Annotated in this window: 10 protein-coding genes; all 10 read right to left on the bottom strand. The window is 72.4% G+C overall.

Translation table 11 applies throughout. The annotated features are described in order from the left end of the window. Positions 1-216 precede the first annotated feature (216 nt). Positions 217-1524, bottom strand: coding sequence for a PP2C family protein-serine/threonine phosphatase (locus tag ACZ53K_RS04430; RefSeq protein ID WP_468832010.1), 1308 nt, complete (start codon positions 1522-1524; stop codon positions 217-219). 643 nt (positions 1525-2167) lie between these two features. Continuing rightward, a complete protein-coding gene (locus ACZ53K_RS04425) occupies positions 2168-5104 on the bottom strand; it encodes a serine/threonine-protein kinase (RefSeq protein ID WP_468832008.1) in 2937 nt (978 codons plus the stop codon). Then, positions 5101-6432, bottom strand: coding sequence for a hypothetical protein (locus ACZ53K_RS04420; protein ID WP_468832007.1), 1332 nt, complete (start codon positions 6430-6432; stop codon positions 5101-5103). Before ACZ53K_RS04420 ends, ACZ53K_RS04425 begins: the two co-directional genes overlap by 4 nt. Before the next feature lie 450 nt (positions 6433-6882). Further along, positions 6883-7872 carry a glutamate ABC transporter substrate-binding protein gene (locus ACZ53K_RS04415; RefSeq protein ID WP_468832005.1) on the bottom strand — a complete coding sequence of 330 codons (990 nt, stop codon included), beginning with the start codon at positions 7870-7872 and terminating at the stop codon, positions 6883-6885. 20 nt (positions 7873-7892) lie between these two features. Next, complete coding sequence (locus ACZ53K_RS04410) at positions 7893-9368, bottom strand: hypothetical protein (RefSeq protein ID WP_468832003.1); 1476 nt, start codon at positions 9366-9368, stop codon at positions 7893-7895. Between the two features lie 292 nt (positions 9369-9660). Continuing rightward, positions 9661-10731, bottom strand: coding sequence for an N-acetylglucosamine kinase (locus ACZ53K_RS04405; RefSeq protein WP_468832001.1), 1071 nt, complete (start codon positions 10729-10731; stop codon positions 9661-9663). Further along, positions 10722-12014 carry a 6-phospho-beta-glucosidase gene (locus ACZ53K_RS04400; RefSeq protein ID WP_468832000.1) on the bottom strand — a complete coding sequence of 431 codons (1293 nt, stop codon included), beginning with the start codon at positions 12012-12014 and terminating at the stop codon, positions 10722-10724. Before ACZ53K_RS04400 ends, ACZ53K_RS04405 begins: the two co-directional genes overlap by 10 nt. A gap of 7 nt (positions 12015-12021) precedes the next feature. Then, positions 12022-12930, bottom strand: coding sequence for a carbohydrate ABC transporter permease (locus ACZ53K_RS04395; protein ID WP_468831999.1), 909 nt, complete (start codon positions 12928-12930; stop codon positions 12022-12024). Positions 12931-12936: 6 nt separating this feature from the next. Further along, positions 12937-13926 (bottom strand): carbohydrate ABC transporter permease, encoded by a 990-nt coding sequence (locus ACZ53K_RS04390; RefSeq protein WP_468831998.1) that lies wholly within the window; start codon positions 13924-13926, stop codon positions 12937-12939. A gap of 12 nt (positions 13927-13938) precedes the next feature. After that, positions 13939-15276, bottom strand: coding sequence for an extracellular solute-binding protein (locus tag ACZ53K_RS04385; RefSeq protein WP_468831997.1), 1338 nt, complete (start codon positions 15274-15276; stop codon positions 13939-13941). Between the last annotated feature and the right edge of the window lie 62 nt (positions 15277-15338).

The following is a 15338-nucleotide window of genomic DNA, read 5'->3' as shown; positions in this document are numbered from 1 at the left end:
CGCTCCTTTGTGCCGCCGCGAGGCTCCGCAGCGCAGACCTCGCGGCGGTGAAGAGACACATGGGCGGGCGGAAGTCCCCGTGATCATCCCCCCGTTGGCGCCTTGCTCCTGGTGAAGTGTGCGGGGCCGGTCCAGCCGGGCGGGGCCGGGAGCATCACGGCTCCCGGCCACCGTTGCCGAGGGCGGCCTGGGGTGCCCGGGAGCCCGGGCGGGCGCTCAGGCCGATCCTGCCCCTCCCGGGGGCGCCGGGAACGGCACCACCGCCACCGTTACGTTGTCGTGGCCCCCACCGGCGAGTGCGTGGGCGACCAGGGTCCGCGCGCTGTGCAGCGGCCGGTCGTGCGCGTCGCCCGGCAGCACCGCGGCCAGCTGATCCGCGGCCTCGGCGTAGTTCCACAGGCCGTCCGTGCACACCACCACTACACCCGGTCCGTCGGGCTTGAAGGAAGCGGTGTGCGGCTCCAGTTCGTACGCGTCCGCGCCCAGCCAGCCCGTGATCGCGTGCGCCCGGTCGTCCGCGTACGCCTCCGCCTCCGACATCAGGTTGTTGGCGACCATCTGCGCCGCCCACGAGTCGTCCTCGGTGAGGCGGACGGCGGGCGCGCTGCGGTCGTCGGGGACCCAGTACGCGCGGCTGTCGCCGACCCAGCCGATGACGAGCAGCCCGCCGCCGACGACCGCGCCGACGAACGTGCAGGCCGGAGCGTTCTGCTGGCGGTACTGGTCGTGCTGCTGCGGCTGGTGGGGCGCGGCGGCCAGGGAGTTGACGGACTTGGCGGCGGCCAGGATCGCGTCGTGCATGGCCCGCTGCGGGTGCGTACCCCCGGGCAGGGCGGCCAGCAGCGACCGGGCCGCGGTTCCGGACGCGGCGGCGGACGCGTCGTCGGGGCGTGAAGCGGAGGAGACACCGTCGCAGACGACGGCGAGCACGGCGGGCGAACCGTCCGGCAGCGCCGCCTCGGAGACCGCGAAGAAGTCCTCGTTGCGGTGGTGGCGGTGACCCCGGTCGCTGACCGCCGCGACGCCCGGCAGCTCCCGCTCCATGTGGTCGCGTTCGCGCGGCTGGGCGTGGCCGCAGTTCTCGCAGTAACCGTCTCCGGTGACCGTCCCCGCGTGGCAGACCGCGCAGATGCGGGTGCCTTGGGCGGGGGTTTGGTGTTCGGGGGAGGGAGGTGCCGGGGGAGAGGAGGGGGCGGTGGGGACGTTGTGGGCGATGGGGGTGGTCGGGGTTGGTGTTGGGTTTTGGGCCGGTGGCTCTGCCGGTCCTCCAGGCATCTCACGGCCTGTCGGGCCGGGGTGCTGGCCGGGTTCCGGGCCGGGGTTCGCGCCGGAGTCCGGGCCGGAGCCGCTCGCGTCCGCGGAGCGCGCCGCTGCCTCGGCGGCGAGGTCGTACCCGGCGATACGGGGGTCCGGCGCGCCACCGTGGGGAGCGGCGGCCTGGTGCGCATGACCTCCGTACGGACCACCGGCAGGAGCGGGGGCGGCCGCGGCAGCCGCAACGGTGTCGGGTGAGGCGCCGCCCATGGCCGGATGGCTGCCCGTGCTCGGGGCGTGCGGCTGACCGGCCGACGGCGGAACGCTTACCTCCGTATGGGGAGCCCGGGACTGTGCGTCACCTTGCGCGTGGGCCGGCATTCCGGTCGGCGTTCCGGCCTGTACGCCGGTCTGCGTTCCGGCCTGTGCATGGGCCTGCGGCCCTCCGGGTGCGTAACCCGGTGGGGGCGGCGGCGGTACGGGGGCGTGCGGGACATGGGGGGCGTATGGGGTGCTCGGGGTGTGCGGGACGTGCGCCGATCCGTTCGCTTGGGCGGCGCTCACCGGCGCGGGCGGTGCGGACGGTACGGCCTGCCCCGGAGCCCCCAGGCTCCCGGAGCCCCCCGGGGCCCCCGCAGCCCCTTGAGGGTCAGGGGCACTCGATGCCGCCCCGCCGGCCCCCGGCATCAGGAACGACGCGGGCAGCGCCATGGCCCCCGGTGGGGAGCCCGTTCCGGCTGATGGGTACGCGGCGCGGTCCGCCGTGTCGCCCAGCGGGACCGTGGGCCGGTCGCCGGCCCCGTCCGGCCCGGTGGGGGCCACGACGTCGGCACCGCAGAACCCGCAGTAGTTGTCCCCCGGTTCGAGCGGCTCACTGCAGCTCGCACACCGGAACGGCCCTGTCACACCCATGTCACACCCACGTCCTGGGGCGGAAGCGGTTGGCCCGTTCCACCAGCTCGATCCTTTCCTCGCCGCGCTGCGCCAGCCGGGCGAGCAGTCTGAACGACCGCTCCAGGCCGAACCGCAGGCCGCGTTCGTCCAGTGCGCTGCCGAGCAGACCGGGCCGGGCGGCGGTGCCGCCGGAACCGGGCCCCGGGGCCTCGGACGGCAATGTACGCCCCCGCTGCTCGGCACCGCGGCTACCGGAGAGTACCCAGTCGAGGGCGCAGCCCAGCACCTCGGTCGTCAGTTGTTCGCGGCGCTCCGCGTCCAGCCCGGAATCGGCGAGCCGCTCGACCTGCCCGGCGGCTGCCCGCAGGTCGTCCAGCAGTGCGTCATGGGCGGGGCGTTGCCTCAGCCTGGCACGGATCGCCGCGATGCGCGCCGCAGTGTAGTGAATGGAGGATTCCGGTACGGCTTCCAGGGCGGCCACCGCGCCGGCCCGGTCACCGGTCGCCAGCCGCACCCGGGCCAGCCCGAACGCGGCGCTGACGTAACTGTGGTCGGCGGCCCACACCAGCCGGTAGTACTCCGCCGCGTTGTCCAGCTGCCCCAGCACCTCCGCGCAGATGGCGAGCGCCAGCTTCGGCGCGGACTCGCCGGGGAAGGCGTCGTACATCGCGTCGAACGACAGTGCCGCCGTCTCGCGGTCATCGTTCGTCAGTGCCACCAGGCCGCGGTACCAGACCACCCGCCAGTCCTCGTCCCAGCCCTGGCCGGGTTCCGTCTCGACGGCGCGCAGTTCGCGCAGGGCCGCCGCGCCGTCGCCCATCTCCAGCTGGGCCCGCAGCGTGCGCAGCCGAATTTCCATCGTGACGGTGGGGGCCGCGCGCAGCGCGCTGACCAGCTCCGCGGGCGCGGCGGCCAGCAGACCGGCCAGGAAACCCGCGTTCGGGTCGGCGGGGTCGACGTGCGGTACGGGCAGGGCGAGTACGGCGAGGCCGGTGTCGAGGGGGCGGAGCGCGGGCGCGCCGCGTACCTGGCCAAGGCCCGTCTGCGGCCCGGTGGCCGACGTGACCTCGTAGGCGACCTGTGCAGGAACGGCGACCTGTGCAGGAACGGCGACCTGTGCAGGAACGGCGATCCGGGCAGGAACAGCGACCTGGGCGGGGGCCTCGGGCGGGGAGGAACCGGCGGCCTGGGCGGCGATACCGGCCGACACCGCGCTCCCACCACCCCCGGCACCCTCACGACCGCCGCCACCCTCACCGATCCCCCCAGGTGCACCCACCCCGATGGCCGGGCCGACCACCGCATTCCCCTTCCGCCCCGCCGTCACCGCACGCGCGCCCAGCAGGGACGTGTCCCCCTCCGCGCGCGCCACCACGTCCGTGTCCACGACGCGCAGCTCCGGCCCGAACAGGGTGGACAGCGCCGGCCGCTGCTCACCCGTCCGGAGTGCCATGACCTCCCGCAGTACCCCCGTCAGCTGCTCGGCCATCTCCTCCGCCGACGAGAACCGCCGCGCCGGGTCGGGGTCCGTGGCCCGCACCAGCAGGCGGTAGAAGGACTCGTACGTACGGAAGACCTCGATGTTGTCGGGGTCGGGCAGCGAGTCCACGAAGACGTTCGTATAGCCCTGGAAGTCGAAGGTGAGCACGGCGAGGGTGCGGGCGACCGTGTAGAGGTCGGAGGCGACGGACGGGCCCGCGGCGGCGACCTCGGGCGCCTGGTAGCCGATCGTGCCGTAGATCGCGCTCTCGTCGTCGTCCATCCGGCGGACCGCGCCCATGTCGATCAGCTTGAGCTGGTCGTGCTGCTGGATGGCGTTGTCCACCTTGAAGTCGCAGTACAGGAGGTTGCGGCTGTGCAGGTGGCCGAGCGCCTCCAGCGCCTCGATGCCGTACGCGCACGCCTGCTCGACCGGCAGCGGGTCGCGGCGCCCGTTCGCCGTACGCCGCTCGTTGGCGATGTCCTTGAGCGACTTGCCGCCGACGTATTCCATGACGATGTAGCCGTCCAGGCTGCCGGTCGCGCGGTCCAGGTGCTCGACGAAGTTGTAGATGCGGACGATGTTGGAGTGCTCGATCTCGGCGAGGAAGCGGCGCTCGGACGCGGCCACGGCGAGGGCCTCCTCGTCACCGGTGTCCAGCAGGCCCTTGAGCACCACCCAGCGGTCGGAGACCGCGCGGTCGATCGCCAGGTAGATCCAGCCCAGGCCGCCGTGCGCCAGACAGCCGACGACCTCGTAGCTGCCGTGCACCACGTCACCGGGGCGCAGCTTGGGCACAAAGCTGTACGGGTGGCCGCACTTGGTGCAGAAACCTTCCGTACGGCCGGGGCGGTCACCGCGCGCCCGGCCCACCGGGGCGCCGCAGTCGCCACGGCTGCAGAACCGCTTGCGCTCGGGGACCTCCGGGTTCTCCAGCACGGCCGTATGCGGATCCGGGCGCGGCACCTGCGGCACCGACACCAGCCCCGCTCCCAGCCGCCCGCGGGACGGCCCGGACCCGGTGCCCGTGCCACGGCTGGCGCTGCGTACGGATACGGACATCGAGCGCGTCGACGCGCCGGGCAGAGAACGGGACAACCGGCCGGAAACGGAACGCCGAGAGGTCGAGGAACCACCCGAGCCACCGGACCCACCGGACCCACCGGACCCACCTGAGCCCGCCAGGCCCCCAGCACCCCCAGCCCCCTCAGAGCCCCCAACGCCCCCCAACTCCCTGCCACCAAACGCACCCCCACCAGCAAACGCGTCCCCACCACCGGACGCGCCCCCGCCCCCTCCCCCCTCACCCCGCCGAGCAGCCGTAACCCCCGTGGGCGGCGACCCCACCATCCCGTCCGGGGACACGACCGGCGCCAGGCCGCACGTGTCGCAGTACAGTTCGCCGCCGCCCACGTCCTCGTACGTGCCCGGGCACTCGCGCCGCTGGCATGCGGCGCCGGTCCGCTCCTCGCTCATGTTCCCCCCTGTGGTCCGTCCGCCGGCGGCAGCAGTGCCTCGGCCACCGCCTGCTGGTAGCGCAGCACCGCCTGTCCGGCCACCCGCAGGTCGCAGGGCGCGCTCCACAGCATCCGCCGCGCGGCGTCGTAGCGCTCGGTCAGCAGTGGGTCCTCGGCGAGGCCGTGCCGTGCGGCCTTCGCCTTGTACGCGTCCAGGCGGCCGCGGAGTTCGGCCCGTACCGCCAGGGGGGCCGTGACCGCCGTCAACGATTCGCGGGCGCGGTGCAGTTCGTCCTCGGCGCGCTCCTCCAGGCTGTCGAGCAGGGGCGAGAGGCGGTGCCACTGGGCGTGCCGGCGGTACTCGGCGGCGGTGGACAGCTGCTCGTGCAGCGCCGTGGACGGGCCGCTGACGGCGGGTACCTCGGATGCGGCGATCTTCGCGAGCACCTCGCCGCGGGCCTGCCGTGCCTCGGTGAGCGTCCGGTCCGCCCGGGAGAGTACATCGCGCAGCTGCATCAGCCGGCGTTCGGCGTCCTGCCGTACGTCCAGCACCGCCTCGATCTCCCGCCGGGCGTCCTCCAGGGCGAGTGCCGCGCGGTCGTAGCGGGCGGTGTCCGGGCGGCCGCCTCCGGGGGCGGCGCTGCGGTCGGCGTGCGGTGTCCAGAAGGCCAGCGGGTCGGCCACCACCTGGGCGCGCAGTTGCGTCAGTTCGTACGTGATGCGCTCCAGGTCGTCGCCGGCCGGATGCTCCCCGGGGCGTACGCCGACCGACCGGGCGAGGGACAGCGTGCGGCGCAGTTCGGCGGCGAGCAGGTCTATGCGCGCGGGCAGCGCGGACCACACGGCGTCGGCGGAGACGATGACGTCGAGGGCCGCCGCGTACAGTCCGTTCATCCGCTCGACCAGCTCGTCCAGGCTGAACTGCTCGCTCAGCCGGGCGGGGCCGCCGCCGGCCTGCGGCGCGCCGCCGGTGGTGGCCGCGCCGGAGACGGTGACGCGGGTGCCCCGGAGCAGCTCGGTCAGTTCGGCGAGGTCGTCGGGGGACGGCCAGCGGCGCCGGGTGCGCAGCTCACGGGCGCTGTCGAGCGCTTTGGTGTACGCGTCGAAGTGTGCCCACAGGACGGTGATGGACTGTTCGGTGGCGGCCCAGCGGTCCTTGGTGATGCCGGTGAGTTCGGCGCCCTCCAGGAGCCGGCGGCCGGCGTGGTCCTGGAGGGCGAGCAGCGACGTCTCGATCGCCTCGTACTCGGCAGCGAGCCGGCCCAGGGCGCGGTCCACCTCCTCCCGGCTCATCACCGGGTCGTGGGACTTCCCCGGGGAGCCGGGGAAGGGTCCAGGGGCCCCCATCGATCACCTCTCCAAAGTGCGTGTGGTGCGCGGCGGTCGTGCTGGTCGTCGCGGCTGTTGCGTATGGCGGTACGGGCGGTACGGGCGATACGGGCGGGGCGCCTCCGGGCGGTGCTCCCGCACGGTGCTGTCGCGTGGCGGCGTCCGGTGGTGCTGCCCCGCGGCGGTGGCACGCCGCGGTGCCGCCCCGCGGTGGCGTGACGGCGTCCTCGGTGCTGCCGCGTGGCGGCGGCGCGTCGCTGTGCCGTGGCCGTGCGCCTCCCCGCCGGCGCCTTCCGGCCGGCGCCGCTCCTCCTGCCTCCCTCCCTCCGGCCCCGCGCCCGCGGTGCTCCTTCCATGGTGACGCGACCGGCGGGCGAACGCCGGTCCGCGGCGGACTCCCGGGCGGCGGCACGCGCCGCCCGGTGTGCGGCGCCCGGTGTGCGGCGCGGCGCCCGGCCCCCGCACGGATCAGTCGCTGTACTGGGGCTCGGGCGCCCTGGTTATGCCGGGCAGGTCCGCCTGCAGCCACTTCTTGTAGGCGGCCATCCACCGGCTCTCGCCGCCGCCTTCGCGGTAGTCCTCCAGCACCTTGTTGACCCGCCGCACCAGGTCGGTGTCGGCGCGGTTGACCGCGACGCCGTACGGCTCGTCGGTGAACGGCTTCCCCTTCAGCTGCACCGTCGGGTCCTGTGCGGCCTGCGCCGCGGCCAGCGCGTTGTCCGTCACCACCGCGTCGGCCTCGCCGAGCTGGAGGCGCACCAGGCAGTCGAGCTGGTTCGGTACGGTCACGACCCGGGCGCCGTGCCGCTCCTCGGCCAGCCGGGCCTCGCCCGTGGAACCGGCCGCCGTACAGACGCGCTTGCCCTTCAGCGAGTCGTCGAAGGCCGTGATCGTGGAGTTCTTGGGCGCGAGGACCTGCTGTCCGCCCTCGAAGTACGCGGTCGAGAAGGCGACCTGCCGTTTCCGGGCGCAGTTGATGGTCATGGTCCGTACGACCAGGTCGACGGTGCGTTCCCGGAGGGCGGGGATGCGCTGGTTGGTGGGGATCGCCCGGAACGTGATCTTCGGGTCGGGGCCGAGGATGTCCTCGGCGATCGCCCGCACCAGGTCGATGTCGAAGCCCTCCAGGTCGCCGGTGGCCGGGTTGCGGTAGCCCCAGCGGTAGGTGTTCTGGTCGACGCCGACGATCAGCCGGCCCCGGGCCTTGATCCGGTCCACCGCGGGGCCGTCGTCCGGGGAGGGCCGCAGGCTCGCGGCGGCGTTGGCGGGCGTGCAGTCCGCCGCCGCGGCGTCGGCGCGCGCGGTGCCCGTCCCGTGGGGCACGGGACGGTGGGCCGGGCGGTCACCGCCGAGCACCGGGACGAGGACGGCGGCCGTCGCCGCCATCACGCACACCCCCGCGGCCACCGGAGCCAGCGCGGCCCGCAGGTTCCGCAAACCTCTCGCGCGCATCGTCATGTCGCCCTCACCAGGCCTCATCACCGGTACTCCGAAAGCCTGCGCCCGATGCCCAGCACCGCACCCGTCGCCCCCAGGACGGCCAGCACCGCGGCACCGGTCGCCAGCCCGGCCAGGGCCCCGCGCCCGTCGTCGGCGGCCCGCCGGAACTCCTGCTGCTCGTGGGCCAGGGCCTCGGCCAGCCGGTTGTCCACCCGGTCGAAGGACTGGCCGGTCGCCGCCTCGCCGCCGATCACCTTGGCCAGTGCCCGGTCGTAGTCGCCCTGGTCGTCGGCGTCCCGGGCCTCGGCGTGCCGTGTCTGCCACTGCCGTACGGTCTCGACCGCCTCCTGGACGGGCCGCTTGCCGGTGTCGTCGTCGGCGAGCGTCAGTGCCGTACCGAGCTTGCTGTCCGGCGCCGCGGCACCGGACCTGCCGGGGCCTGCCAGGTCCTTCATGCCGGAGCGGTAGCCGACTTCGTAGAAGTCCTGCTGGTCCTTGGTCACCACGGCGCCGCGTGCGACCAGGGTCAGGTCCTCGTCGCCGCGGGCCTGGAGGGCGTCGATACGGGCCTCGTTGAGAACCTTCAGCGACCTGGCGCCTTCCTCGTACGACGTGTTCAAGCCCGAGCGGGCCACGGAATGGCCGGCCATCAGCCACAGCAGGACGACTGCGGAGGCGGTCGTGGCGGCCAGCAGGCCGCGGTTGAAGACCCGGTTCGTCCTGCGGTAGTTGCGGCGCTGGGCCCAGGCGAGGGCACCGAGCGCCAGCACTCCGGCGGTGAGCGCGAGCCAGGGCCAGGCTTTCGCGGAGTCGTAGTCCTCGCCGAGGCGCGCCGTCTCGGTCGTGTACAACCCGCGGGCCGCCGGGAGGAGTTCGTCGCGCATCTGCGCGTTGGCGTAGCGCAGGTAGGCACCGCCGAGGGGCAGGCCCTGCCGGTTGTTCGTACGGGCCGTCTCGATCAGGCCCGTATACCGGGGGAGGAGGCTGTTGAGCTTTCCTATCTGGCGGGCCGCGGCGTCCGAACCGATGGTGTTGGACGAGGCCTTGGCCAGCAGCCGGGCGGCCGTCGCGATGTCGTTCTCGTACCGGTCGCGGGTGGCCTGGGTCTCCTTGCCGCCCGCCAGGAAGCCGGCGGCGGCGGTGGTGTCGGCGTCGGCGAGCGAGCGGTAGATGTCCGCGGCGTCCGCGGTCAGCGGTTGGCTGCGCTCCACGACGTCCCGCGCCGCGGCGGACCGGTCGGCGACCTGCCAGGCCGTGGCGGCGCCGAACGCGAGGACCAGGAAGGCCAGTACGGCGCCGATGATCCGCAGCCGGCCGGGCTCGGTCGTGGCCGCGGCCCGCAGCTGGTCCACGCCGTCGGCCCATGCCGTACGCCGCCGGGCGGCCGGCGCGGAGCCCGTACCCGCGGGGGAGACGGCAGGCGCGGAGACGACAGCGGTGCCGGAGCCGGAGCCGGAGGCGCGGCCGGATGGCGTCGGCGACGGCGGCGCAGTGCCGGTCTGCGGGTTGGACACGGAACCTCCCCCTGGTCGCGGACGGCGGCCCCGGCCCCGCGCGACGGGCGCACGGGAACAGTTGCACGGCCAGCAGTCAGTATGGCCGCAGGGACTGACAACCACACCGTTATTGCCTGGATCATGTGCGGATCGGGCCCCGCCGAACCCTCCCGTTCGACGGGCATCCCGTGTTCCCCGCCCGTCATCACGCACGGCCCACCGCCCGCGGTTCCCGATATAGGCGCGCGTGTACGGATTTCCGCCATACGGCCGGAGTGCCGAAACCCGCCCCCGCGCCACCCCACCTGCCCTACCCGAACTCCCCCCGCACCCGCGCATACGCGTCCGCCCCCGCCCCCGCCCGGTCCAGCGCGTGCAGCGCCGCCCCCAGCACCGGAGGCGCCGTCACCACGCGCGGTTCCGCCTTCGGGGCGCGTTCCGCCAGCAGCCGGGTCAGCTGGTCGTGCAGGAGTGGGTGCCGGGCGGCCAGGACGCCGCCGCCGAGGACCACCGGCACCTGCTCGCCCAGCAGACCGAGCCGTTCCAGCGCCACCGACGCGAGCAGCGCGATCTCCTCCGCCTGCCGTGTGACCAGGGCCTGCGCGACCACGTCGCCCGCTGCGGCCACCGCGAAGAGCAGCGGCGTCAGCTCGTAACGGCGCTCGCGGGGAATGTGGCCCAGATGCAGTGCCTCGATCAGCTCCGGCATGGTGGCCAGCCCGAAGTGGGCGGGTACCTCGCGGGCCAGCGCGCTCGGTTCGCCGCGCCCGTCGTCGGCCCGCGCGGCCCACCACAGTGCCTCTTCGGCCAGGTGCCCGCCGCCGCCCCAGTCTCCGGAGAGCCGCCCCACGGACGGGAACCGGGCGGTGCGGCCGCCGTGTCCCAGGCCCGCGCAGTTGATGCCGGCGCCGCACACCACCGCGACGCCGACCGGTTCGCCGCGGTCCGGGAGTCCGGCACGCAGCAGCGCGAAGGTGTCGTTGCCGACCGTGACCGTACGGGCCCAGCCGTAGGAGGTGATCGCCGCGGCCAGCTCGGTCTCCTCGGCGGGGAGGTCGGCGTTGGCCAGGTAGGCCGACATGTGGGCCACCGGGCCGGTGACTCCGGCCCGTTCGCGTACCGCGTCCACCAGTACGGCCAGGTCGCCGACCGCCCGTGCCACGCCGACCACCGGCGGCTGGAACCCGCCGCCGCGGGCCGTCGCCAGCACCGCCCCGTCCGCGCCGACCAGCGCCACGTCGGTCTTGCTGTTGCCCGCGTCGACAGCGAGCGCCAGACCGGCGGCGGCGCTCTCCGGACCGTCGGCACCCGGACCGGCGGCGGACGACGCGCGCCCCTCCCCGGCCACCATCCGGCCCCCCTCGGCCTCGCTCAGAGCCACGTGAGGTGCTCCCGGTTGTGCGCGATCAGTTCGTCGGTCAGCCGGTCCGCGTACGCGATCTGGCCGATGAGCGGGTGGGCGAGCAGGGCCTCGAAAACCCGGTCCCGGCCGCCCTTGAGGGCCGCTTCCAGCGCGAGGTGCTCGTACGCCGTGACGTTGGCGACCAGCCCCGAGTACAGCGGCTCCAGCGGCCGTACGGGCAGCGGCTTCGCTCCGCCCGCGTCCACCGTGGCCGGCACCTCGATCACCGCGTCGTCGGGCAGGAACGGCAGGGTGCCGTTGTTGAACGTGTTGACGATCTGCACGTCCCCGGTGTCACCGAGCAGCGCCGAGGTCAGCGCCACGGCCGCCTCCGAGTAGAACGCGCCGCCGCGCTTGCCCAGCAGCTCCGGCTTCTCGTCCAGCGACGGGTCGCCGTACATCTCCAACAGCTGCTTCTCGATGGCCGCGACCTCCGCCGCCCGCGACGGCCTGCTGCGCAGTTCCTCCACGACCTCGTCGTGCTGGTAGAAGTAGCGCAAGTAGTACGACGGCACGACGCCGAGGCGGTCCACCAGGGAGCGCGGCATGTGCAGGTCCTCGGCGATGGCCGCGCCGTGCTCGGCGATCAGCCGGGGGAGTACGTCCTCGCCGTCCACCTTCACGGAACGTTCCCACGTCAGGTGGTTCAGCCCGACGTGCTCCAGCTCCACCCGCTCCGGCGCGATGCCGAGCAGCCGTGCGAACTTCCGCTGGAATCCGATCGCCACGTTGCACAGGCCGACCGCCTTGTGGCCGTGCGACAGCAGCGCGCGGGTGACGATGCCGACGGGGTTGGTGAAGTCCACGATCCACGCGTCGGGGTTGCGGCGGCGGATGCGTTCCGCGATGTCCAGGACGACCGGGACGGTGCGCAGCGCCTTGGCGAGCCCGCCCGCCCCGGTCGTCTCCTGCCCGACGCAGCCGCACTCCAGGGGCCAGGTCTCGTCCTGGTTGCGGGCCGCCTGCCCGCCGACGCGCAGCTGGAGCAGGACCGCGTCCGCGCCGTCCACGCCGGCGTCGACGTCGGAGGTCCATGAGATCCGGCCCGGGTGCCCCTGCCGGGCGAAGATCCGCCGGGCCAGGCCGCCGACCAGGTCCAGCCGGTCGGCCGCCGGGTCGATCAGGACCAGTTCCGCCAGCGGCAGGGCGTCCCGCAGCCGGGCGAAGCCGTCGATGAGTTCGGGGGTGTAGGTCGAGCCTCCGCCGACCACTGCGATCTTGAGGCGGGGGTGCGGGGGTGTTTCCCCGGCGGACGACAGCATGAATCGATCAGCCCTTCACTCCGGTGAGCGTGACGCCTTCGACAAAAGCCTTCTGGGCGAAGAAGAAGACGATGATGACGGGGGCCATGACGAGCAGCGTCGCGGCCATGGTCAGGTTCCAGTTGACGCTGTGCGCGCTCTTGAACGATTCGAGGCCGTAACTCAGCGTCCAGGCGGCGGGATTCTGCGCGGCGTAGATCTGCGGTCCGAAGTAATCGTTCCAGCAGTAGAAGAACTGGAACAGTGCGACGGCCGCGATGCCGGGCTTCGCCATCGGCACGACGATACGCAGTACGGTACGGACCTCGCCGCACCCGTCCACCTTCGCCGACTCGATGTACTCCTGCGGAATGGTCAGCAGGAACTGCCGCAGCAGGAAGATGGAGTACGCGTCGCCGAACGCCATCGGGATCAGCAGCGGCCACAGCGAACCGGACAGGTGCAGCTGCTGCGCCCACACCAGGTACATGGGAATCACGATGACCTGGGGCGGCAGCATCATCGTCGAGATCACCAGGACCATCGCGGTACGCCGGCCACGGAAACGGAACTTGGCGAGCGCGTACGCCACCGGGATCGCCGAGCAGACCGTGAAGAGCGTGCCCAGGCCCGCGTACATCAGCGAGTTCTTCCACCAGTCCAGGAAACCCGGGGTGGTGAAGACCGTCGCGTAATTCGACCAGTTCCATTCGTGCGGCCACAGTTCGCCGCTCATCGCCTGGTCGTCGCTCATGACGGAGGTCAGGAAGACGAACACGAACGGCAGGACGAAGAACAGCGCGACGGCTATGGCGACGGCGTGCATGGCTATCCAGTGCAGCAGCCGCTTACGGCGGGCGCGGGCCGCGGCCGGGCCCCGGTCGGTGGAGCCGGTACGGGCCGGCGCGCTGCCCGCCCTCAGGGTCGTCGTGGTCATGTCGGTTCAGTCCTCCGCCGGGAGCAGGCCGGCGCGCTTGCGCATCAGCAGGGTGGTGACGGCCATGGCGATCACGAAGAGCACGAGCGAGAGCACACACGCGGCGCCCGTGTTGAAGTTCTGGAAGCCGAGCGAGTAGACGAGCTGCGGCACGGTGAGGGTGGAGTGGTCGGGGTAGCCGGGCTGGATGACCGAGCCGGGGCCGATGTTCACGCCGGAGGCCAGCTTCCCCGCGACCAGCGCCTGCGTGTAGTACTGCATGGTCTGTACGACCCCGGTGACCACCGCGAACATCACGATCGGCGTGATGGACGGCCAGGTCACGTACCGGAACTTGGCCAGGGCGCCGGCCCCGTCCAGCTCGGCCGCCTCGTACTGCTCCTTCGGTACGTTCAGCAGCGCCGCCATGAAGATCACCATCAGGTCGCCGATGCCCCACAGGGACAGCATGACCAGCGACGGCTTCGCCCAGGCCGCGTCGTTGAACCAGCCGGGCGCCGGGACGCCGACGGCTTCGAGCAGCGCGTTGACCGGGCCGGTACCGGGATTGAGGAGGAAGACGAAGGCGACCGTCGCCGCGACCGGCGGGGCGAGATACGGCAGGTAGAAGGCGGTACGGAAGAAGCCGACACCCGACTTGACCTTCGTGACGAGCAGCCCGATGCCCAGCCCGAAGACCACGCGCAGCGCCACCATCACCACGACCAGCCACAGCGTGTTCCACAGCGCCGGGCCGAAGAGCGGCATCTGCTCGAAGACGTACTTCCAGTTCCGCAGCCCGACGAACGACGGCTGCTGGATCTGGTTGTAGTGCATGAACGAGAAATAGACCGTGGCGATCAGCGGATAGCCGAAGAAAACGCTGAAACCGACCAGCCAGGGGGAGAGGAAACCGAGCGTACGCAACCGCTGCCGGGTGTGCTTACGGCGCAGTGCGGGAGCCTTCGGACGCGGCACGGCGGCCGCCGGGCGCTCGGGGGATTCGACGAGGGACATGGCAGGACTCCGTCAGTTCACGGACTGGAGATTGTCGGTGTCTATCTGGGCGTCGAGCTCGCGCAGCCCCTTGTCGAGATCGGGCACTTTCCCGGCCTCGACGTCGTACGAGAAGTCCTGCAGCGACACCACGTACTGCCCGCCGTTGACGGACGGCGGCAGCGCCGTACTGTGCCGGTTCCGCGCTATGTCGATGAACGTACGGAAGGACGGATCGGCGTCCAGCTTCGGCGACTTGAGCGCGGCGAAGGTGGACGGCACATTGTGGATGGCATTGGCGAACCGCACCACCTGATCCGTGTCCATCGTCAGGAACCTCACCAGTTCCCACGCCGCGTTCTGGTGCTTGCTGCTGTGCGCGATGCCCGCGACCGTACCGGTCAGGAAACCCCGCCCGTACGTGTCCGCCTGGTCGTCCGGCACCGGCAGCGGCGCCGTGTCCCACGCGAACTTCGCCTTTCCCTCCTTCAGCATCAGACCGCGCCATTCACCGTCCAGATGCATCGCGGCCTTCTGTGTCATGAAGGAACTCTGCGACGACATCTCGTCACCGAACGTCGTACGGAACTTCTCCAGCGCGGCATAACCGCCCTGCGCGTCGATCAGCTCCCGCTGGGTGGCGAAGAACTGCTTGCTGCGAGGGTCCTTCGACAGCCGGGCCTTCCCCTCGCCGTCGAAGTAAGCCGGGCCCCACTGCGCGAACAGCCGGTCCGGACTGTTCTGGTAGAGCCGGAAGTTGGGTACGAACCCGGCGCGCGCCAGCGACCCGTCCGGCTTCTGCTTGGTCAGCTTGGCCGCGTCCCGCTTGAACTCGGACATGGTGCGCGGCGGCCGCTCGATACCGGCCTCCTCGAACGCGTCCTTGTTGTAGTACAGCCCGTACGAGTCCGCGAGCAGCGGCAGAGCGCACTGGTTCCCCTGATAACTCGTGTAATCGAGGAAGGTCTTGGGAAACACCTTCGCCTTCTCCACCCCCGCCTTCTTCATGAAGGGGTCGAGATTCACCCACATACCGGACGAGCAGTACTGACCCACGTTGTTGGTCGTGAACGACGACACCACGTCCGGGGCATCGTCCCCGCCGGCGCGCAGCGCCTGGTTCACGGTCGCGTCGGTGACGTTGTTGACCGTCTTCACCGCGATGTTCGGATGCAGCTTCTCGAAACGGGCGATACTGTCGTCGATCGCCTTCACCTCGGCCGCATTGGACCAGCCGTGCCAGAACTTCAGCGTGACGGGCGCGGTGGGATCGTCGCGATCGCTGCCGACGCTCGGATTGGCACAGCCCGAAAGAATCAGACCGGCCCCGGCGAGCGCCGCCGACAGGCAGATGCGCATACGCGGACGCATGGCGGACTTCCTTTACGGCAGGGGTGATGACAGGGGGTGATGCGAGTGGTGAAGTCGTGCCG

The sequence above is a fragment of the Streptomyces sp. NPDC033221 genome (assembly GCF_055577005.1).
This window is presented reverse-complemented; position numbering and strand designations above follow the sequence as displayed.